At 51.9% G+C, this 21,514-nt stretch carries 12 protein-coding genes; 7 read left to right on the forward strand and 5 right to left on the reverse strand.

Annotation, left to right across the window (positions count from 1 at the left end):
- The 3 genes from AC0IWZ_RS09375 to AC0IWZ_RS09385 all read left to right on the forward strand — a co-directional run bounded on the left by AC0IWZ_RS09375 (position 1) and on the right by AC0IWZ_RS09385 (position 3,546).
- Positions 1-327: a YdbL family probable chaperone protein gene (locus AC0IWZ_RS09375; protein ID WP_259267281.1), complete on the forward strand. Its 327-nt coding sequence runs from the start codon at positions 1-3 to the stop codon at positions 325-327.
- Between the two features lie 346 nt (positions 328-673).
- Positions 674-2,059 carry a diaminobutyrate--2-oxoglutarate transaminase gene (locus AC0IWZ_RS09380; protein WP_259267180.1) on the forward strand — a complete coding sequence of 462 codons (1,386 nt, stop codon included), beginning with the start codon at positions 674-676 and terminating at the stop codon, positions 2,057-2,059.
- Positions 2,060-2,076: 17 nt separating this feature from the next.
- Positions 2,077-3,546 carry a pyridoxal phosphate-dependent decarboxylase family protein gene (locus AC0IWZ_RS09385; protein WP_034495242.1) on the forward strand — a complete coding sequence of 490 codons (1,470 nt, stop codon included), beginning with the start codon at positions 2,077-2,079 and terminating at the stop codon, positions 3,544-3,546.
- 567 nt (positions 3,547-4,113) lie between these two features.
- Here AC0IWZ_RS09385 and azoR read toward each other — a convergent pair.
- The gene (azoR, locus tag AC0IWZ_RS09390) at positions 4,114-4,719 is read right to left on the reverse strand and encodes an FMN-dependent NADH-azoreductase (RefSeq protein ID WP_034495243.1); all 606 of its coding nucleotides are present in this window, start codon (positions 4,717-4,719) and stop codon (positions 4,114-4,116) included.
- A 205-nt stretch (positions 4,720-4,924) separates the two neighbouring features.
- Between azoR and hrpA the strand changes: the two genes are divergently transcribed.
- Together hrpA and AC0IWZ_RS09400 are read left to right on the forward strand one after the other, a co-directional pair.
- On the forward strand, positions 4,925-8,824 hold the full coding sequence (hrpA, locus tag AC0IWZ_RS09395; RefSeq protein WP_410372499.1) for an ATP-dependent RNA helicase HrpA: 3,900 nt from the start codon (positions 4,925-4,927) through the stop codon (positions 8,822-8,824).
- 179 nt (positions 8,825-9,003) lie between these two features.
- Positions 9,004-9,768 (forward strand): SDR family oxidoreductase, encoded by a 765-nt coding sequence (locus AC0IWZ_RS09400; protein ID WP_034495256.1) that lies wholly within the window; start codon positions 9,004-9,006, stop codon positions 9,766-9,768.
- 63 nt (positions 9,769-9,831) lie between these two features.
- Here AC0IWZ_RS09400 and pepT read toward each other — a convergent pair whose 3' ends face one another.
- Entirely contained in the window at positions 9,832-11,061 is a 1,230-nt protein-coding gene (gene pepT / locus AC0IWZ_RS09405) for a peptidase T (protein WP_471677493.1), read from the reverse strand.
- Between the two features lie 121 nt (positions 11,062-11,182).
- Here pepT and AC0IWZ_RS09410 point away from each other — a divergent pair, with 121 nt between their 5' ends.
- Positions 11,183-12,787: an ABC transporter substrate-binding protein gene (locus AC0IWZ_RS09410; protein ID WP_471677492.1), complete on the forward strand. Its 1,605-nt coding sequence runs from the start codon at positions 11,183-11,185 to the stop codon at positions 12,785-12,787.
- Positions 12,788-12,833: 46 nt separating this feature from the next.
- On the opposite strand, the gene AC0IWZ_RS09415 is transcribed toward AC0IWZ_RS09410, so the two are convergent.
- Positions 12,834-15,224: a glucose/quinate/shikimate family membrane-bound PQQ-dependent dehydrogenase gene (locus tag AC0IWZ_RS09415; RefSeq protein WP_471677491.1), complete on the reverse strand. Its 2,391-nt coding sequence runs from the start codon at positions 15,222-15,224 to the stop codon at positions 12,834-12,836.
- 214 nt (positions 15,225-15,438) lie between these two features.
- Positions 15,439-17,736, reverse strand: coding sequence for an FdhF/YdeP family oxidoreductase (locus AC0IWZ_RS09420; protein ID WP_471680496.1), 2,298 nt, complete (start codon positions 17,734-17,736; stop codon positions 15,439-15,441).
- A gap of 246 nt (positions 17,737-17,982) precedes the next feature.
- On the opposite strand from AC0IWZ_RS09420, the gene AC0IWZ_RS09425 reads away from it, so the two are divergent.
- On the forward strand, positions 17,983-19,662 hold the full coding sequence (locus tag AC0IWZ_RS09425; RefSeq protein WP_471677489.1) for a methyl-accepting chemotaxis protein: 1,680 nt from the start codon (positions 17,983-17,985) through the stop codon (positions 19,660-19,662).
- 100 nt (positions 19,663-19,762) lie between these two features.
- Here AC0IWZ_RS09425 and AC0IWZ_RS09430 read toward each other — a convergent pair whose 3' ends face one another.
- Positions 19,763-21,484 carry an ABC-F family ATP-binding cassette domain-containing protein gene (locus tag AC0IWZ_RS09430; protein ID WP_471680497.1) on the reverse strand — a complete coding sequence of 574 codons (1,722 nt, stop codon included), beginning with the start codon at positions 21,482-21,484 and terminating at the stop codon, positions 19,763-19,765.
- Between the last annotated feature and the right edge of the window lie 30 nt (positions 21,485-21,514).

Here is a 21,514-nt window from a genome sequence, read left to right on the forward strand (position 1 = left end):
CTGATGAAAACTATCCTCAAGGCTGTTTTATTGACGAGCTTGTTGATGAGCCAGCAGGTTATGGCGTTGACGCTCACCGAGGCGCGTCAGCAAGGGCGCGTAGGTGAAACCTATAGCGGTTATATTGCGCCGATTAAACAAGATAAAGAGACGCTGGCCCTGGTAAAAAGTATCAACGAAGCGCGTTCACAAAATTATCAGAAGCTGGCAGATAGCAATAACATCTCGGCAAATCAGGTTGCGGAGCTGGCAGGGCAGAAGTTAGTGGCACGCGCGCAAGCGGGTGAGTATGTCCGTGGAATAAATGGGCAGTGGATGCGTAAATAATAATATGCCTATAACAGAGCTTTATATTGTTCAAAATATATCTCTTAATGTTTATAAGTGTTTACCCTTCCAAGAAAGATCCTGCCGCAAAAACCCCATATCCAGATTTTAACTCCGCTCGAACATGATTTGGCAGAGTTAACGGCTGTTGATTATATAACGCACTGATTTTCATAAAATAAGTACAAGATAAAAACATTAAGACAACATACAGACATTAATAAAATAAAATATTGAGTAGAGAGAGAAAAGAACCTATATTGACGGCGTTTTTTACAGAGTGGTCAGTTTTTCTACATTTAATTATTCAACGGCTGATTAACGAATCGGCAGTTGTGGGAGAGATATGATGACGGATAAAGTCCGTATTGATAGTTTAGGTGCTAATTCATTAAATGGTAACAATGAAACCTATTTGGCCCGACAGGCTGAATTTGAATCGAATGTCAGGAGTTATCCGCGCAAACTGCCTTTAGCTATCGCTCAGGCAAACGGCGTTTGGATCACCGATGTGGAGAATAATCAATATCTTGATTGTCTGGCTGGTGCAGGTACGCTTGCCCTTGGTCATAATCACCCTGATGTGCTGCAAAGCATCCAAAACGTCATTACCAGCGGCTTGCCGTTACATACTTTGGATCTGACAACTCCGTTGAAAGATCAGTTCTCTGAATATCTTCTCTCTTTATTGCCAGGACAGGGTAAAGAGTATTGCCTGCAATTCACTGGCCCATCCGGTGCGGATGCGGTTGAAGCGGCGCTGAAACTGGCTAAGAAAGTCACAGGCCGTGCAGGCATTATCAGCTTCTCTGGCGGCTACCATGGCATGACGCATGGCGCACTTTCTGTAACAGGTAACCTGTCTCCGAAAGAAGCGGTTGACGGCATGATGCCAGAAGTCCAGTTCATGCCTTACCCGCATCAGTACCGCTGCCCACTGGGTATTGGCGGTGAAGCTGGCGTTAAAGCATTAACTTACTACTTCGAAAACCTGATCAACGACGTTGAGAGTGGCGTGCGCAAACCTGCGGCTGTCATTCTGGAAGCGGTTCAGGGTGAAGGCGGCGTTAACCCGGCACCTGCCGAATGGTTGCAGCGCATCCGTAAAGTCACTAAAGAGCACGGCATTCTGTTGATTATTGATGAAGTCCAGGCTGGCTTCTGCCGTACCGGTAAACTGTTTGCTTACGAGCACGCCGGTATTGAGCCAGACATCATCGTTATGTCTAAAGCAGTGGGCGGTGGCTTGCCACTGGCTGTATTGGGCATTAAGAAAGAATTCGATGCATGGTCACCAGGTCACCACACCGGTACATTCCGTGGTAACCAACTGGCGATGGCAACCGGCCTGACAACACTGAAGCATCTGACTGAAAACAAGATTGCTGACAAAGTTGCCGCACAGGGCGAATGGCTGAAAGGCCAACTGGCTAACCTGCAAAAACGTTACCCGGTTATCGGCCAGGTTCGTGGTCTGGGCTTAATGATCGGTATCGAGATTGTTAAACCAAACGAAGCGCAAGATCACATGGGTTGCTACCCGTCTGATCCAGAACTGTCCGCACTGTTGCAGAAAAACTGCTTCAAAGCTGGCCTGATTCTGGAGCGCGGTGGTCGTAATGGTTGCGTACTGCGTCTGCTGCCATCCCTGCTTATCACCAACGATGAGCTGGCTATTTTCCTCGATAAGTTTGAGCAAGCGCTGCTGGCGTCTGGCATCAAACCTGTTTGAGTGGAGTGAGTGACCTGATGTCCGAACTAAACCCAATTCTGGCAGGCTCAGCCGAAAGCACTGAAGCCTACCAGCAGGCGATTGCACAGACCAGCGCGGCTGTTGTGCAATGGCTACAGCAACCTGAGATGTATCAGGGTAAATCCGTGACTGAATTGCGCGAGCGCATTCAGCTGGATTTCAATCCTCAGGGCCTGGGCAACCAGGTCGCTATTGAACGTGCGATTGAGTTTTTCTTAAAAGACAGTCTGTCAGTGCATCACCCGCAGTGTGTTGCGCACTTGCATTGCCCAAGTCTGGTTATCAGCCAGGCGGCAGAAGTGCTGATCAACGCCACTAACCAGAGCATGGACTCCTGGGACCAAAGCCCGTCAGCCACCATCATCGAGATGAAGCTGATTGAATGGCTGCGTGCTCAGGTTGGTTATCAGGCTGGCGACGCAGGCGTATTCACCAGCGGCGGCACTCAGAGCAACCTGATGGGCCTGATGCTGGCGCGTGATGCGTTCTTTGCGCGTCAGGGTCATTCCATCCAACAAGATGGCCTGGTTGGCGATCTGCGTAAGATTAAAGTCCTGTGTTCTGAACATGCACACTTCTCCGTGCAGAAAAACATGGCTTTGATGGGCCTTGGTTATCAGTCCGTGACGTTGGTGAAAACTGACGAGTTCGCGCGTATGGATATTAACGATCTGCGCGAGAAAGTGGCACAAGCTCAGGCCAACGGCGAGCAAATCCTGGCAATTGTCGCGACTGCCGGTACCACTGATGCGGGCGCTATCGACCCACTGCGTGAAATCGCAGCCCTTGCGGCGCAGCACCAGATTTGGGTGCACGTTGATGCGGCGTGGGGCGGGGCATTGCTGATGTCCGAGAAGTACCGTGACTATCTGGACGGTATTGAATTAGTGGATTCCATTACCCTGGACTTCCATAAGCAATACTTCCAGACCATCAGCTGCGGTGCATTCTTGCTCAAAGAGGCACGTCACTATGAATTGATGCGCTACCAGGCGGCTTATCTGAACTCTGAGTTCGATGAAGCGGCTGGCGTACCGAATCTGGTATCTAAATCTTTGCAGACCACTCGTCGTTTCGATGCGCTGAAACTGTGGATGGGCCTCGAAGCGTTAGGTCAGAAGCAATATGCCGCGATCATCGACCACGGTGTGACGCTTGCGCAGCAAGTTGCGCAGTACGTGACTGAACAACCGTCTCTGGAACTGGTGATGAAACCACAACTGGCGAGCGTGCTGTTCCGTTTCCGTCCTGAACAACTGGCTGGCAGCGATGACGCAGCCATTGCGCTGCTGAACCAGAAAATCGGTGATGCTCTGCTGGATTCTGGCCGTGCGAACGTGGGTGTGACCGAGCACAACGGCGTGACCTGTCTGAAAATGACATTGCTGAACCCAACCGTAACGCTGGAAGATATTAAACTTCTGCTGGCGTTGGTTGAGAAGACAGCCCAGCCATTAATCGGCTAATTATGTTACCAAAGAGAGGCGGTTTTAAACCGCCTCTCTTATATTCCACTTCTGATTTATTCCCCGTTAATATTCATCTCGATATAATTTGTTTCGTGAATACATTGTTCAAGTTGTATATATTAAAGTTATTCATTCCTGTTTAATTAAATTCAAATCATTGATTTAACGTGCTTATTTTTATTTATTAGAATTAATTAACACTAATTGCAAAACAATTTCCAGACAGTTAATATTGCTTGAAATTTATTCCGTTCATAATCAGCTTATACAGTGTTCATTCACTGACTGTGCCTGCGTTTCAAGGATGACAACGTTTTGATTATTCTGACAACATTAACTATTTTTATTCTACGACTCTGTTACCCACAATATGACTGGAGTGGACTGCGCAAGCGCATTTTCCTTTGGTGGGTGATGAATTGCTTGTTCGCTTTTGCATTGCTTTATACAGAGTGGTTTGGGCTTTCTTTTTTAGTCTCGGCGTTCTTATTGATCTTTATGTTGTTATAAAAATAAAAACGGCAAACATGACGTTTGCCGTTTTCAAAAATTAATATCGAACGATTAAGCAGTAACGATGCTATCAATCGCCGCTTTCGCGTCAGATTGTGCTTTAGTCGCCACTTCAGGGCCGTAAGCAATACCTTCAGCGAACACGTAGTTCACATCGGTAATACCGATAAAGCCCAGGAAAATGTTCAGATACGGAACCAGCAGATCGGTTGGGGTATCTTTATGAATACCGCCACGGCTGGTCAGAACCACAGCACGTTTACCGGTAACCAGGCCTTCTGGGCCTTTTTCGGTGTAACGGAAAGTCACACCAGCACGTGCAACCAGGTCGAAATAGTTCTTCAACTGTGTTGGAATGTTGAAGTTGTACATTGGTGCGTTGATCACAATCACATCGTGAGCTTTCAGCTCAGCAATCAGTTCGTCAGACAGCGCCAGCGCTTCTTGCTGACGTGGAGACAGTGGGGCATCGCTTGGACGCAGTGCACCAACCAACTCGCCATCCAATACCGGGATTGGGTTTGCAGCTAAATCACGCACGGTGATTTCATCTGCGCTATGCTCTTCACGCCATTGTTCAACGAAATAGTCAGACAGCTGATTTGACTGAGAGTAACCTGCCAGGATGCTGGACTTCAGAACTAATACTTTGCTCATGGGTGATTCCTTTGTTGTGTTCATTCGGACAAATTGCCCGTTTCTGTGAAGTACTTTATTCACAATCCGATTGCAGTGATAGCGCAATATATCGAACTCTATGTTCGATTTTATTGAACAAGGCGTCAAAAGGCGTGATGTGCTAATCTAGCGCCAATTCACGATACAGACTTACCAGGCAGTGCGCTGCCCAGATGACTACGCAATGGAAAACATAAAACCCTCACTGTCCTCATTATTCTCTCGCCTCGACGGCTTAATGCTACGCGACAGACAACGCTTCTCCCGTCGAATCCATGGCGCGAAGAAGGTGAAAAATCCTGAATCGCAACAGGCGGTGTTAGATGCACTGGCCCAGGAAATCGAAGCGGCAGCCGGTAAGGTTCTGCTGCGCGCAGCCTCGCGCCCAAAAATCACTTACCCTGAAAACCTGCCTGTTAGCCAGAAGAAACAGGATATTTACGACGCCATTCGTGATAACCAGGTCGTTATCGTGGCGGGCGAAACTGGCTCAGGTAAAACCACGCAGTTGCCAAAAATTTGCATGGAACTGGGGCGCGGGTTAACAGGGCTGATTGGTCACACGCAGCCGCGCCGTCTGGCGGCGCGAACCGTCGCCAACCGTATTGCCGAAGAGTTGCAAACCGAACCGGGCGGGTGCGTCGGGTACAAGGTGCGTTTCACCGATCACGTCAGTGAAAACACCATGGTCAAACTGATGACCGACGGCATCCTGCTGGCTGAAATTCAGCAAGACCGACTGCTGATGCAGTACGACACCATCATCATTGATGAAGCGCACGAACGCAGTCTGAACATTGATTTCCTGCTGGGCTATTTGCGTGAATTATTGCCGCGTCGCCCGGATCTGAAAATCATTATTACCTCAGCGACCATCGACCCGGAACGCTTCTCGCGCCATTTCAACAATGCGCCGATTATCGAAGTTTCTGGCCGTACTTACCCGGTGGAAGTGCGTTATCGCCCGATTGTTGAAGATGCTGACGATACAGACCGTGACCAGCTACAGGCGATTTTTGATGCGGTTGATGAGCTAGGCCACGAAAGCGCCGGAGACATTCTGATTTTCATGAGCGGTGAGCGCGAAATTCGCGACACCGCTGATGCGCTCAACAAGCTGAATCTGCCGCACACCGAAGTGCTGCCGCTGTATGCACGCTTATCAAATAGCGAACAAAACCGGGTGTTCCAGTCGCACGTCGGGCGTCGCATCGTGCTGGCGACAAACGTGGCTGAAACCTCGCTCACCGTGCCGGGCATTAAATACGTCATTGACCCCGGCACGGCGCGTATCAGCCGTTATAGCTACCGTACCAAAGTGCAGCGCTTGCCGATTGAACCGGTTTCGCAGGCGTCGGCAAACCAGCGTAAAGGCCGTTGCGGGCGTGTCTCCGACGGGATCTGTATTCGTCTGTATTCCGAAGACGATTTCCTGTCGCGCCCGGAATTTACCGACCCGGAAATTCTGCGCACCAACCTGGCGTCCGTTATCTTGCAGATGACTTCGCTGGGCCTTGGCGATATTGCCGCATTCCCGTTCGTTGAAGCGCCGGACAAACGCAATATTCAGGACGGTGTGCGCTTGCTTGAAGAACTTGGCGCGATTACCAGCGAGGCCGATCTCAGCGTCTACAAGTTAACGTCTTCTGGCCGTCAGCTTGCACAATTGCCGGTCGACCCACGCCTTGCGCGTATGGTGCTGGAAGCGCAGAAATTTGGCTGCGTGCGTGAAGTGATGATCATCACCGCCGGTTTGTCGATTCAGGACCCGCGCGAGCGCCCGATGGACAAACAGCAGGCGTCTGACGAAAAACATCGTCGTTTCCACGATAAAGAATCTGATTTCCTGGCCTATGTGAACCTGTGGAACTACCTCGGCGAGCAGCAAAAAGAGCTGTCGTCGAACCAGTTCCGCCGCCAGTGCAAACTCGATTATCTCAACTACCTGCGCGTGCGCGAGTGGCAGGACATCTACACCCAATTGCGCCAGGTGGTGAAAGAACTTGGTTTGCCGATCAACAGCGAACCAGCGGATTTCCGCTCCGTTCATTGTGCATTACTGACCGGCTTGCTTTCCCATATCGGCCAGAAAGATGCCGATAAACAGGAATACACCGGGGCGCGTAACGCCCGTTTCTCCATCTTCCCAGGCTCCGGTTTATTCAAGAAACCGCCAAAATGGACGATGGTCGCCGAACTGGTGGAAACCAGCCGCCTGTGGGGGCGCATTGCGGCCCGTATCGACCCGGAATGGGTAGAGCCGCTGGCGCAGCACTTACTCAAACGCTCATACAGCGAACCGCACTGGGAGAAATCGCAGGGTGCGGTCATGGCGACAGAAAAAGTCACGTTGTACGGTTTGCCGATTGTTGCCGCCCGCAGCGTGAACTACAGCCAGATTGACCCGGCACTTTGCCGTGAGCTGTTTATTCGCCATGCGTTAGTTGAAGGCGACTGGCAGACCCGCCATGCGTTCTTCCGCGACAACCTCAAGTTGCGCAATGAAATTGAAGAACTTGAGCACAAGTCCCGCCGCCGCGACATCCTGGTGGACGACGACACGCTGTTTGAGTTTTACGACCAACGCATTGCGCACGATGTCATTTCTGCTCGCCACTTTGATAACTGGTGGAAAAAGACCAGTAAAGAGACGCCGGACCTGCTCAATTTCGAAAAGAGCATGTTGATCAAAGAGGGCGCGGAACAGGTCAGCAAGCTCGACTATCCGAACTTTTGGCATCAGGGCAATCTCAAGCTGCGTCTGACTTACCAGTTTGAACCGGGCGCGGATGCCGATGGTGTCACCGTGCATATTCCGCTGCCGCTGTTAAACCAGGTTGAAGAGGCCGGTTTTGAATGGCAGATCCCGGGTGTGCGCCGTGAACTGGTCATTGCGCTGATCAAGTCATTGCCTAAGCCAGTACGCCGCAATTTTGTGCCTGCGCCAAACTACGCCGAAGCGTTTTTAGGTCGTGCCACGCCGCTGGAATTGCCGCTGCTGGAAAGTTTAGAGCGCGAATTCCGCCGTATGTCGGGCATTACCATTGACCGTGAAGACTGGCATTGGGATCAGGTGCCCGATCACCTGAAAATGACGTTCCGTATCGTTGATGAGCACAATAAAAAGCTCAAAGAGGGTAAAGACCTCACCGAGTTGAAAGGGGGGCTGAAAGACAAAGTTCAGCAAACCCTCTCGGCGGTCGCAGACGACGGTATCGAACAAAGCGGCCTACACATCTGGAGCTTTGGTTCACTGCCGGAAAGCTACGAGCAAAAACGCGGCAATTACCGCATGAAGGCATTCCCGGCGCTGGTGGATGAAAAAGAGAGCGTGGCTATCAAGCTGTTTGATAATCCGCTCGAACAGCAACAGGCGATGTGGCGGGGTTTGCGCCGTTTACTGCTGCTGAATATTCCATCGCCGATTAAATACCTGCATGAAAAGCTGCCGAACAAAGCCAAACTCGGCCTGTACTTTAACCCGTACGGCAAAGTGATGGATTTGATTGATGACTGTATTTCTTGCGGCGTCGATAAGCTGATTGCGCAGGCCGGTGGCCCGGTCTGGAGCGAAGAGGGTTTTGCGGCGCTGCATGAGAAAGTTCGCGCAGAACTCAACGAAACCGTGGTGGAAATTGCGAAGCAGGTCGAACAAATCCTCACGGCGGTGTTCAACATCAACAAACGGCTGAAAGGGCGCGTGGACATGACCATGGCGCTCGGTTTGTCAGATGTGAAAGCGCAAATGAGCGGCCTGGTGTATCGCGGTTTTGTCACCGGAAATGGCTACAAACGTTTAGGCGATACGCTGCGTTATCTGAATGCTATCGAGAAACGCCTTGAGAAAATGGCGGTCGATCCGCATCGTGACCGGGTGCAAATGCTGAAAGTGGAACATGTGCAGCAAACCTGGCAGCAGTGGCTGAATAAACTGCCGCCAGCCCGCCGCGTTGACGACGACGTACAGGAAATCCGCTGGATGATTGAAGAGCTGCGCGTCAGCTTCTTCGCACAGCAATTAGGCACACCGTACCCGATTTCTGATAAGCGCATTTTGCAGGCGATGGAACAGATTACGTCGTAATCAAAAACAACCCTCATCCTAACCCTCTCCCTGAGGGAGAAGGGATCGCTTGGTTTTCTCCCTCTCCAGGGGGAGAGGGCCGGGGTGAGGGCGCCCATATAGCCAACAATGCAATAATCGCATCCCGATACCATACTCCATGGGCGGTCAAATTCTGACCGCTTCACTGGGGTCTTCTCATGAAACGATTAGCCGATAAAGTTGCCATTGTTACCGGAGCCAGTTCTGGCATCGGATATGTCACCGCCAAACTGTTCGCCGCTGAAGGCGCAAAAGTGGTCGTCGGTGCCAGGCGTGAAGCCGAACTTGCTCAACTGGTTGATGAAATCAAAGCTGCGGGAGGCGAGGCCGTCGCCGTAACGGGCGATGTGCGCGAAGAAGCCTACGCTAAAGCGCTGGTGGATAAAGCAGTGCAAACATGGGGGCGTCTGGATATCGCCTTCAACAATGCGGGGACGTTAGGTGAAAACGGCCCGAGTACTGAAGTCTCAGCTGAAGGGTTTGCCAATGCGGTTGCCATCAATCTGACCGGATCTTTCCTCGGAGCTAAACACCAAATTGCCGAAATGCTCAAACACGGTGGCGGCTCGGTTATCTTCACTTCAACTTTCGTTGGCTACAGTTTCGCATTCCCGCAAGTCGCCTCGTATGCCGCCAGCAAAGCCGGGTTAATTGGGCTGACGCAGGCGTTAGCATCGGAATTTGGTCCGCAGAATATTCGCGTCAATTCTGTTTTACCGGGCGCGGTGGATACCGATATGTATCGCGATATGAATGATACGGCGGAATCGCAGGCATTTATTACCGGGCTGCACGCGCTCAAACGCGTTGGGAAACCTGAAGAAATCGCGCGCGCCGTATTATGGCTGGCGTCTGATGAATCGTCATTTGTGACGGGTACTGCGTCCTTAGTGGACGGAGGGGCGTCGATTAACGGCGTATAGTCATTATTCTTTTTGTAGGGTGGATGAATGCCGATTCATCCACCGTTTTGTAAATGACCGGACTTATTTAGCCGCTAACAGACAAAGTTTCAGCGCCACGTTATAAGAGGCTTCAAACGCTCTCAACGGCAAAAATTCAAACTTAGAATGGAAATTATGCGCACCGGTAAAGAAGTTCGGCGTTAATAACCCTTTTGCTGAAAGTGCCGCACCATCGGTGCCACCGCGCATAGGAATAACCTTAGGTTCGATATCTAATTCCTTCATGGCCTCGAAAATAAGATCAATAGCGCGACGGTCGTCTTTAATGGCATTACTGATATTGCTGTATGTGTCGCTGATAGTAATTTCAACTTTTGCGGTAGGGTGTTGCGCGGCAATTTTTTCTGCGACATCGCGTAATTGCTGTTTACGCGCTTCAAAATTCTGCGTGTCAAAATCACGAATATTGGCTTTCAGTATTGCGTCGTTTTGTGTGGTGTTCATGCCGTTAAACCAAATATAACCTTCGCGGCCTTCGGTATTCTCTGGGGTTTGCTGGCGGTCGAAATGGCTGATGAAATCATGCGCCATTAGCAGCGGGTTCACTAATACACCTTTGGCGGACATCGGGTGCGCGGTGACGCCGGTAAAACGAATTTCAGCATGAGCGGCGTTGAAGTTTTCGTACACCACTTCACCTAATTCACAGCAGTCGATGGTCCAGGCAAAATCAACGGCAAAACGGGCCAGATCCAGCGCTTTTGCACCGCATAAACCTATCTCTTCATCCGGGACAAATGCGACCACAATATCGCCGTGCTTCATATCCTCCGTCAGGTTTTCCAGCAGCGTCATCACTACAGTGACGGCAGATTTATTATCCGCGCCCAGCACGCTGGTGCCATCGCTGAAAATGATCTCTTCGTTCGGATAAGCCAGGATTTCCGGGTGTTCAGCGGTACGCAGCCAGATATCTTTCTCTGGGTTAAGACACAAATCATCGCCGGTAAAGCGCAGCACCTGCGGGTGAATATCCGGTGAAAGCCCCACATCAACCGTATCAATGTGCGTGATAAACCCCACGCGCGGCGCACCGGGAACATTGCCTTTTTTGACGGCGGTCACGGTGGCGTGCTCGTCGATAACTACATCATCCAGACCGAATTCACGCAACTCTTGCGCCAGTAATTTTGCCATTTCATGTTGGCCGGGCGTGCTTGGCAATGTGGCAGCGCCAGCCTGACTTTGGCTGGTAATCGCCAGATAGCGGAAGAAGCGTTGTGTTAATTGGTCTGCAAGTGGCGATGACATTGTTATTCCTTTATTGAATATATTCGTTTGTTTGCAATCGATATTTAATGTTATGTATTACGTTGTTGAGTACAAGCGTTATTCTTTCTGGGTCAGGAAAATTATAAATAATAGGGCAAATATGAACATTCACATCACAAGAAAAGCCACAAAGCTTGCATTGATAATAGCGGCGGTAACAGTCAGTTCCACTGTTGCGGCAAAAACTCTGGTTTATTGTTCTGAAGGATCGCCGGAAAACTTTAACCCACAGTTATATACCTCGGGCACCAGTGTTGATGCTAGCGCAGTACCAGTTTATAACCGACTGGTGGATTTTAAAGTGGGCACCACTGAGTTACAGCCAAGCCTCGCAGAAAGCTGGGATGTCAGCGAAGACGGTAAGGTTTATACCTTCCACTTACGTAAAGGGGTGAAATTCCAGAGCAACAAATATTTTAAGCCGACGCGCGATTTCAACGCTGACGATGTCATTTTCTCGTTTATGCGTCAGAAAGATCCAAAGCATCCCTACCATAATGTTTCCAACGGAAACTATTCCAATTTCGAAAGTTTAGAATTCGGTAAATTAATCACCGCTATTGATAAGGTCGATGATAATACGGTGCGCTTCACCCTGACTCACCCCGAAGCACCCTTTATTGCCGATCTCGGCTGGTATTTCGCTTCTATTCTTTCGGCTGAATATGCCGATAACATGTTAAAAGCCGGTACGCCGGAACGCGTGGATATGGACCCGATTGGCACCGGGCCGTTCCGCCTGGCGCAATACCAAAAAGACTCGCGCATTCTGTTTACCGCATTCCCGGAATACTGGCAGGGCAAAGCAAAAATCGACAAACTGGTATTCTCGATAACGCCGGATGCTTCGGTACGCGTCGCAAAACTTGAAAAGAATGAATGTCAGGTGATGCCATTCCCTAATCCGGCAGATCTCCCGCGCCTGAAGGAAAACGCCGATATTAATCTGATGCAAAAAGCAGGGCTGAATACCGGTTTCCTGTCTTTTAACACGCAAAAAGCACCAACGGATAATGTGAAAGTTCGCCAGGCGCTGGCCATGGCTATCAACAAACCTGCGATTATTGACGCGGTATTCCGTGGTACCGGAACCGCGGCGAAAAACCTGCTCCCGCCAGGCGTATGGAGTGCTGACGAGTCGCTGAAAGATTACGAATACGACCCGGAAAAAGCCAAAGCGTTGCTTAAAGAGGCGGGCTTTGCCGATGGGTTGACTATCGACCTGTGGGCGATGCCGGTGCAGCGTCCGTATAACCCGAATGCTAAACGCATGGCCGAGATGATTCAGGCCGACTGGGCCAAAATTGGCGTGACGGCAAAAGTGGTGACTTACGAGTGGGGCGAGTATTTAAAACGCGTGAAAGACGGTGAGCATCAGGCAGCGCTGATGGGCTGGACCACGGCAACCGGCGACCCGGATAATTTCTTCGGCCCGCTGTTTACCTGCCGTGCAGCTGATGGCGGCTCTAACTCGGCGAAATGGTGTTATCAGCCGTTTGATAAACTGATTCTTGAAGCTCGAGCTTCAGGCGACCATGAAAAACGCGTCGAATTGTATAAAGAAGCGCAGCAGATGATGCATGACCAAATGCCTGCGGTGATGATTGCGCACTCGACGATTTTCGAGCCGGTTCGCAAAGAAGTGACGGGCTATGAAGTTGATCCGTTTGGTAAACACATTTTCTACCAGGTGGATGTGAAGTAATGACTTAATGTAGAAACGGGTGCCAAAAGCACCCGTTTTTTTGGGCTTATTTCGCGTCTGGCAACGCGTAAGCAATAATGTAATCGCCACGGTCTGGAGACTGACGCGCTCCGCCTGCGTTAATCACAATGTATTGCTTGCCGGTCTTCGGTGACACATAGGTCATCGGGCCGGACTGGCTGCCCACTGGCAGGCGAGACTTCCAGATTTCCTTGCCGTTTGCGGTATCAAACGCGCGCAGATAGAAATCTTGCGTACCCGCAAAGAACAGCAGGCCTGACTGGGTTGAAAGCGATGCGCCCAGCGTTGGCATACCGATTGGGATTGGCAGATGCATACGAATGCCCAGCGGACCGGTGTCCTGCACGGTGCCTACCGGAACCTGCCACACCACTTTCCCTGATTTCAGATCGATGGCTGACATCGTCCCAAACGGCGGTTTCTGGCATGGAATACCCAGCGGTGAGAGGAAACGCTCGCGCATTGCCCCAAACGGCGTGCCGTCCATCGGAACAATACCCATCTCAATGCCACTGGCATTTTTCGCTACATTAGCGCGTGGCACCATGTAGTTCGCCAGGCCCAGACGCATATCGTTAACAAACATCAGGCTGTTGTTCGGGTCAACGGAAACGCTGCCCCAGTTCATGCCGCCGAGCGATCCTGGATATTGCAGCGAGCGATCCAGGCCCGGAGGCGTGTAAACACCTTCGTGGCGCATGCCTTTGAACTCGATACGGCAAATCAGCAAATCGATCGGCGTCGCCCCCCACATATCCGACTCTTTCAGTGTTTCATTGCCAATCATTGGCATCCCGACGGAGTACGGCTGGGTTTTTGAATAGCGCTCGCCTTCAATGTTGCCTTGTGGAACCGGGCGTTCTTCCACCTTCGCGACCGGTTCACCCGTTTCGCGGTTGAGCATGAAAATCATGCCTTGTTTGGATGTCTGCACGATCACCGGCGTGGTGCTGCCTTTACCATCTGGCAGGTCATAAAGCAGCGGCTGTGACGGTAAATCGAAGTCCCACAAATCGTGGTGAGTGGTCTGGAAATGCCAGCGCACCTGACCGGTTGCCGCATCTACCGCGACAATTGACGAGCTGTATTTGTCGTCTTGCGCAGTACGCGTGCCGCCGAAGAAATCAGGCGTCGCGTTACCGGTCGGCAAATAAATCAGCCCCAGCTTCGCGTCATATGACATCGCGGACCACACGTTTGGTGTGCCGCGCGTGTAGGTTTGCCCTTCCGGTGGCAGACCGGTAATCGCTGGATTGCCCGGATCCCAGGCCCATGCCAGTTTGCCGGTATGCACGTCATAAGCACGAACCACGCCCGGAGGCTCGCCGGTGGAGAAGTTATCCGCCACGCGCCCACCGACCACCACCACATTCCCGGCGACAAGCGGCGTGGAAGTTTGCTGGTAGTAACCCGGTTTCACTTCGCCCATACCCGCTTTGAGATCGACCGTACCGTGTTCGCCAAAGTCTTCGCACAGCTTGCCGTTATCCGCGTTAATCGCCAGCAGGCGCGCATCGGTAGTTGGCAGGAACAGCCGGCGAGGGCACGCCACAGGCTGCGCCGGTTCAGCGAGTGTCGCTGCGGCTTTCTGCGTGGTTTCTTCGAAATAGCCTAAACCCCGGCAACGCTGCCAGTTTGGTGCCGTGGCGTGGCTGTCAAAACGCCATTTTTCTTTGCCAGAATCGACATCCAGCGCCAGCACTTTGCTGTACGGCGTGCAGACAAACAGCGTGTCGCCAACCTGCAATGGCGTGTTCTGATCCTCAGCGCCGGAACCGTTGCTCTGCGGGATATCCCCGGTATGTGCAGTCCAGGCCACTTTTAAATCTGAAACGTTGCCTTTGTTGATTTGATCAAGGGCAGCGAAACGGTCGCCGTGAGTGGTGTTGCCCCAGTGCTTCCAGTCTTTTTGCGCATCACCTGGTGCCACTGGTTTCACGGGCACATCTTCGTTGGCCGTCACCTGCACCTGTGGCACAAACATCCAGCCTGCGCTCACCAGCATGCAAATCGCGAGCAGCGCGGCGAGACTATAAGCCGGCGCTTTTTTTACCGGAGCATGACTATTGGCTGCACGCAAAATCGGCCAGGCAATCGCGGCCAGAAATGCCAGCACAGCAAACGTAAACAAGCGTGAGAATAGCGGCCAGAAATCCCAACCTGCATCACTGATTGCCCAAATAATCGAGCCGATAAATGCCGCGCCGTACAGCACCAGCCCGGAGGTTTTCTTTCTCAAAATCAGTACGGCGGAAATAAGCATGACGATGCCCATCACCAGGAAATACCCGCTGCCGCCGAGCGCGACCAGGTAAGCGCCGCCAATACCTATCGCGAGGCCAATAAGCGCCATTAGCCCGCTGAGAACCCATAACAGCCCTAATGCCAGGCCGCGTGGGGGGGTGTAAATTGCCATAACGTTCTCCTGTCGAAGCATTTTCCTTTTGCTTCTTTATGATAAAACCGCATAACGAACCAAATGGTTAATTGTGCGGGTATCATAATCTCCCGTTATAATATTGCAAAGTTGTTAATGAGAAATCTCGCATTTATTGCGAATAGGTAATGGAGTGGGTTGCGAGGTCGGATAACAGGGCGTTATCCGACATTAATGGGCAAGGGCGGGGAGATTACGCGATACGCTGGCTTTCAACAGAAACGGTGCGGCTGATTTTTACCGGTACGGATTTTGAAGTCGGCGTGCCTGTATCATCACCAACACTGGTTAAAGGAACCAATGGGTTCGTTTCCGGGTAATAGGCGGCCAGATTGCCACGCGGAATGTTGTAAGGGACGATTTTAAAGCCGCTAACTTTGCGAGTGATGCCATCATTCCAGACGGTTTCGATATCCACTAAATCGCCGTCTTGCAGCCCAAGTTCCGCCAGATCTTCTGCGTTGATAAACAACACTTCGCGTTGCCCATAAACCCCACGGTAACGGTCATCCAGCCCGTAAATCGTGGTGTTGTACTGGTCGTGTGAGCGCAAAGTTTGCAGCGTAAACGGCGCGTTCAATTCGCCGAATAACGAGTCAGGGAGTGGGGCGGCGCTAAATTCGGCTTTGCCGGTTGGCGTGTTAAAACGCAGTTGCGCGGCGGCGTTGCCAAGATAGAAACCACCGGGTTTTTCACACTGCTGATTGAAATCTTTAAAGCCCGGCAGCGTGGCGGCGATATGGTTACGAATCAGGTTGTAATCATCAGCCAGCGCCAGCCAGTTCATCTTTTCTTGCCCAAGCACCGCATTCGCTATCCCGCACACAATCGCGGTTTCAGAGCGTTGTGTATCAGCAATCGGTTTGCCGATACCTTCCGACGCATGCACCATGCTGAACGAGTCCTCAACGGTGATGAACTGCCGCCCGCTGGCTTGCATATCTTCTTCGGTGCGTCCAAGTGTCGGTAAAATCAGCGCGGCTTTGCCGGGGACAAGGTGACTGCGGTTCAGTTTGGTGCTGATATGAACCGTCAGGCCGCATCGCTTGAGCGCTTCTTCAGTGCGCGGACTGTCCGGCGCGGCAGCGGCTAAATTGCCACCCAAAGCAATAAGAACTTTCACCTCATCGCGCAGCATCGCGGCAATGGCTTCAACGGTGTTATGGCCTTGCTTGCGCGGCGGTTCAAAATCGAAATGGGCCGCGAGGCTATCAAGTAATGCTGCTGAGGGTTTTTCATCAATCCCCATGGTGCGATTTCCCTGCACATTACTGTGGCCGCGCACCGGGCAAAGACCCGCGCCAGGTTTACCCAGATGGCCGCCCAGCAGTTGCAGGTTGACGATTTCGCGCACCGTATTCAGCGAATGTTTGTGTTGCGTAATCCCCATCGCCCAGGTGCAAATCACGCGCTCGGCCTGCTGCCAGACGCTGGCGGCATCGCGCAATTGCGGCTCGCTTAAACCCGACTGATGAGTAATGTGCGTCCAGGCCGTGTTGTCGATTTCGGCAAACCATGCCTCAACGCCGTGGGTATTTTCATCAATAAATGACTGGTCAAAAATACCATTTTCACCGTTCGCCAGTTGCAGACAATGCGTTTCCAACAGGGCTTTCGCCATGCCGCGAATGGCGGCCATATCACCGCCTAAATTCGGCTGGTAATAATAAGTGCTGATGGTGCCAGCAAGAGGCGTAACGATTTCCAGCGGTTTTTGCGGATCGGCAAAACGCTCAAGCCCGCGTTCGCGCAGGGTATTAAAAGTGACAATTTGCGCACCGTTTTCAGCGGCGTGACGCAAGCTGTGCAGCATACGCGGGTGGTTGGTGCCGGGGTTTTGGCCAAACACAAAAATGGCGTTAGCTTTGTCAAAATCGTTCAGATGAATGGTGCCTTTGCCGACGCCTATGCTGCGCTTCAGGCCGCCACCGCTGGCCTCATGGCACATATTCGAACAATCCGGGAAGTTATTGGTGCCTGTCATGCGCCCGAACACCTGATACAGATACGAGGCTTCGTTGCTGGCACGCCCGGATGTGTACAGCTCCATTTGGTCGGGGTGGTCCATTGCCTTTATATGCTGGGCAATCAGCGCAAACGCGTCATCCCAACGGATGGCTTCGTAATGGTCTGTTTGTGGGTTATAGCGCAGCGGTTCAGTGAGTCGCCCTTGATATTCAAGGAAATAATCGCTTTGTTGATAGAGTTTGCTGACGCTGTGTTGCGCGAAAAATTCGTGGTCGATGAAGCGGCGAGTCGCTTCCCACGTTACGGCTTTTGCGCCATTTTCGCAGAAGCTAAAAGTACTTTTGTTATCGTCACCCCACGCGCAGCCAGGGCAGTCAAAGCCTTTGGCTTTATTCATGCGCATCAGATTGCGCAGGTTTTTCAGGGCGTGTTTGCTGTCGATAACAAAACGAGTAGTGGCTTCGAGTGAACCCCAGCCGCCCGCCGCAGCATGATAGGGTTTAATGGCAGATTTAAATTTCATAACGCTTATTCATTGTCCTGTGAGCGACCGCACGCGGCTACGCCATTTACTGTTACGTAGAGTTTACTCCTGTTTAACTTCGATGTAAGCCTTACAAAAACCATGGATAAGTGTGATCGCCTTAACTATTTACTAGCGATTTGTTAACCCCGCCACAAAACCACAACTTATTGCTCAACCTTTTGTTTCTCAAGGCCGATGACCTTTTTACAGCAACCTCCCTACATAAGATGAGAAACCAAGGATATGGCAAACACAACAACCTCCGTTCGTTTCTGGCATCACATTCGCCTTGTGCCGTTATTTACCTCGATACTCGCGGGGATCTTAATCCTGTTCGCCTTATGCGTGGGCATGGCGAGCTACTTCCTGATTCAAAGCGATAAAGCGCTGCAAGACGTCACCAATGAAATCCAGGTGCGCATTGGTCTTTCGGACAGTTCTGCGAATCTGCGCAGTGCACGCTTAAACATCATTCATGCGGGTGCCGCAGGGCGCGTGGCTGACATGGAGGATATGAAATTTAATATCGCCGAGGCCGATCGCCTGATTAAGCAGGCGCAGTCCAGTTTCGATATTTATATGGCGCGTGCGGATAAAGTTGAAGAAGGGGACGCGCTGGATAGCCAACTGCGCACCCGGTTCGACGATTACCTGAATAAAGGCATGGCGCCGATGATGAAATATGCCAAAAACGGTATGTTCGAGGCCATCATCAACCATGAAAACGAAGAAGCCCGCAAACTGGATGCTGATTACAGCAAGGTATTAGTGCAGGCGGCGCAGATTCGTACGGACCGTGCCGAAGCGCTGAAAGACCAGGCTCAGACGCGTTCACATCTGAGCGTCATGTTGATGGCAGGCGCTTTCGCTCTGGCGGTGTTCTTAACTATTTTCACTTTTGTCGTGCTGCGTCGCGTGGTGGTGCAACCGCTGCAACAAGCGGCGACACGCATCGAACATATTGCGCAGGGCGATTTAACCCTGGCTCCGCAATCTTTCGGTAACAGCGAAATTGGCAAGCTGAACCAGAATTTGCAGGAGATGCAGGTTTCGCTGGTGAACACTGTGGGAGCGGTACGCAACGGTGCCGAAGCGATTTATCAGGGCACCAGTGAAATCTCGGCCGGGAATACGGATTTGTCGGCGCGGACCGAGCAACAAGTGGCCGCCCTTGAAGAAACCGCCGCCAGCATGGAGCAGCTAACCGCCACCGTGAAGCAAAATGCCGATAACGCCCATCATGCGACAAAACTGGCGGAAGAAGCCTCGCATAAAGCCAGCGACGGCGGACGTATTGTCTCCGGCGTGGTCAGCACCATGAACAACATTTCTGCCAGTTCGAGAAAGATTTCCGAGATAACAGCGGTCATTAATAGCATCGCCTTCCAGACCAATATTCTGGCCCTGAATGCGGCGGTAGAAGCGGCACGAGCCGGTGAGCAAGGGCGTGGATTTGCGGTTGTGGCAACGGAAGTACGCACACTGGCACAACGCAGTGCCCAGGCGGCTAAAGAAATTGAAGGGCTGATCAGCGAGTCGGTATCGTTAGTTGAAAATGGCTCAAAACAGGTGGCTCATGCCGGGGAAACCATGACCGGCATTGTTGGCGCTGTGCGGCGTGTGACCGATATTATGCAAGAAATTGCCGCCGCGTCTGATGAACAAAGCCGTGGCATTGAGCAGGTTGGTATCGCGATAAACGAGATGGATAATGTGACGCAGCAAAATGCTTCGCTGGTTGAAGAAGCCTCTGCGGCGGCAAACTCACTGGAGGAACAGGCCGCACGCTTGACTGCCGCGGTGGGGATTTTCCGCCTGAATAACCGGCCTCAGAGCGTGTCAACGCCCATTGTAAAACCCAAGAAACCCTCTCAGACATCTCGCGCCATCATAGACGAAGACGATAATTGGGCGACATTCTAGTTTTTTGTAAAAAGGTGGATGTCGGCTACGGCTAATCCACCCTACAACACCAAAATCAAACGTAGGTCGGATGAGCGTTAGCGACATCCGACACTTTGTCTTACTCCAGTTCTAACCGCAGATTAAGCGCGGCTATCTCTTCGCGCCACGCCTGCTGCAATGCGGGTTTCTGGTGGCTTTGCTTACGCGCTAAATCCTGCGCAAGTTTTTCCTCCAGTTCCACCAGTCGTTCTAGCCAGGCTTCCGTTTCCGTATGGATAACCGTTTCGACGACTTGTCTTGGTGACAATATCTCAGCTGCATTTTCATCCGTTAACTGCGCGTAAAGCCCGTCCAGAGAGTGCCATTCGCTTAGCTCGGCGTTATCAATCAGCCAGAAGCGATTACAGCTTTTGGCGATTAACGTCCGGTCGTGCGTCACCAGTAACACTCCACCATCGTAACTTTGCAGTGTTTCCGCCAGCGCCTCTTTGCCTTCCATATCCAGGTGGTTAGTCGGCTCATCGAGCAGCAGGAGCGAATAACGCGCCAGCGTCAGCCCGACAAACAGCAAGCGAGAACGCTCGCCACCGCTTAACGTGCTGACGGTCTGCCCATGGCGCAACCAGGCAAATCCAGCGCTGATTAACGCCATTTTGCGGTCGTGCTCGGTTAACGCCGCGAAAGGCTCCAGCGCTTCAAGCAGCGTGTCACCATCCCTTAACTGATGCAGCGTCTGGTCGTAATAACCCATATTCACCCGCGGATGCAGGCGAATGGCGTCGTCATTTTGCGGTTGCTGATAATGCTGCCACAGCAGGCGCAACAGCGACGATTTGCCACAACCGTTACGGCCAATAATGGCAACCCGATCGCCACTTTTCAGGCGCTGCATCGGGAGATTAAACAGCGGTGGACAATCGGGCGCTGGGCTAACCGCCAGGTTTTCCATTTCCAGCAATCGGTCCGCCGGTAACGCTTCACCTTTGAGGATTAATTGCCATTGATTCAGGGCCGCAAGTTCAGTCTGGCTGTCCTTTAATTTGTCGACGCGCTTTTCCATTTGTTTGGCTTTGCGGGCGAGGTCTTCGTTGTCGTAAACCCGCCCCCAAATGGCGAGCCGCTTCGCACTGGCCGCAATCCGGTCGATTTCTTTCTGTTCCGCCTGATGACGATGGGCGTCGGTTTTGTCTCGCTCAACTAACGCCGCACGTGCTTCAGTGCAGGGAAGCTGGAAGAAACTCAGCCGCTGGTCGCGCAAAATCCACGTGCCATTGGTGACGTTATCCAGCAGATGTTGGTCATGAGAAACCAGTACAAAACTGCCGTGCCAGTCACGTAAGAATTGCTCCAGCCACAGCAACGTCGGCAGATCGAGGTGGTTACTCGGTTCATCGAGCAGCAGAAGATCCGGGTCGGTGATCAGCGCCCGCGCCAATAACAGACGCGTGTGCTGCCCGCCGCTCAAGGTTCCGGCAGTCAGTTGCCACGCCGATTCGTCAAATCCCATACTTGCCAGCAGCGCTTGCGCTCGCCAGCCGTCGGTGTGTTGTTGCGCTTCATTAAGACGCGCCATCACCGCATCCAGAAGCGTCAGCGTTTGCAAATCTTCAGGCAAATGCTGCTCAACACGTGCCAGCAGGCAGTGATGCGCACGCGTCACGCTGCCACTATTGGGAGAAATAGTGCCATCGAGCAGTTTCAGAAGGGTGCTTTTGCCGCAGCCGTTATGGCCGATTAAGCCCAGTCGGTCGCCTTTTTTCAGCGTAAAGGTGATGTCAGCCAGCAGAGGGCCAAAAGCGGTATCAAGGCTAAGAGATTGTGCGGTTAATAATGTGCTCATTTTGCTTACTCAAGAGTCAGGCGATAGAAC

The sequence above is a fragment of the Buttiauxella sp. AC142 genome, assembly GCF_979253435.1.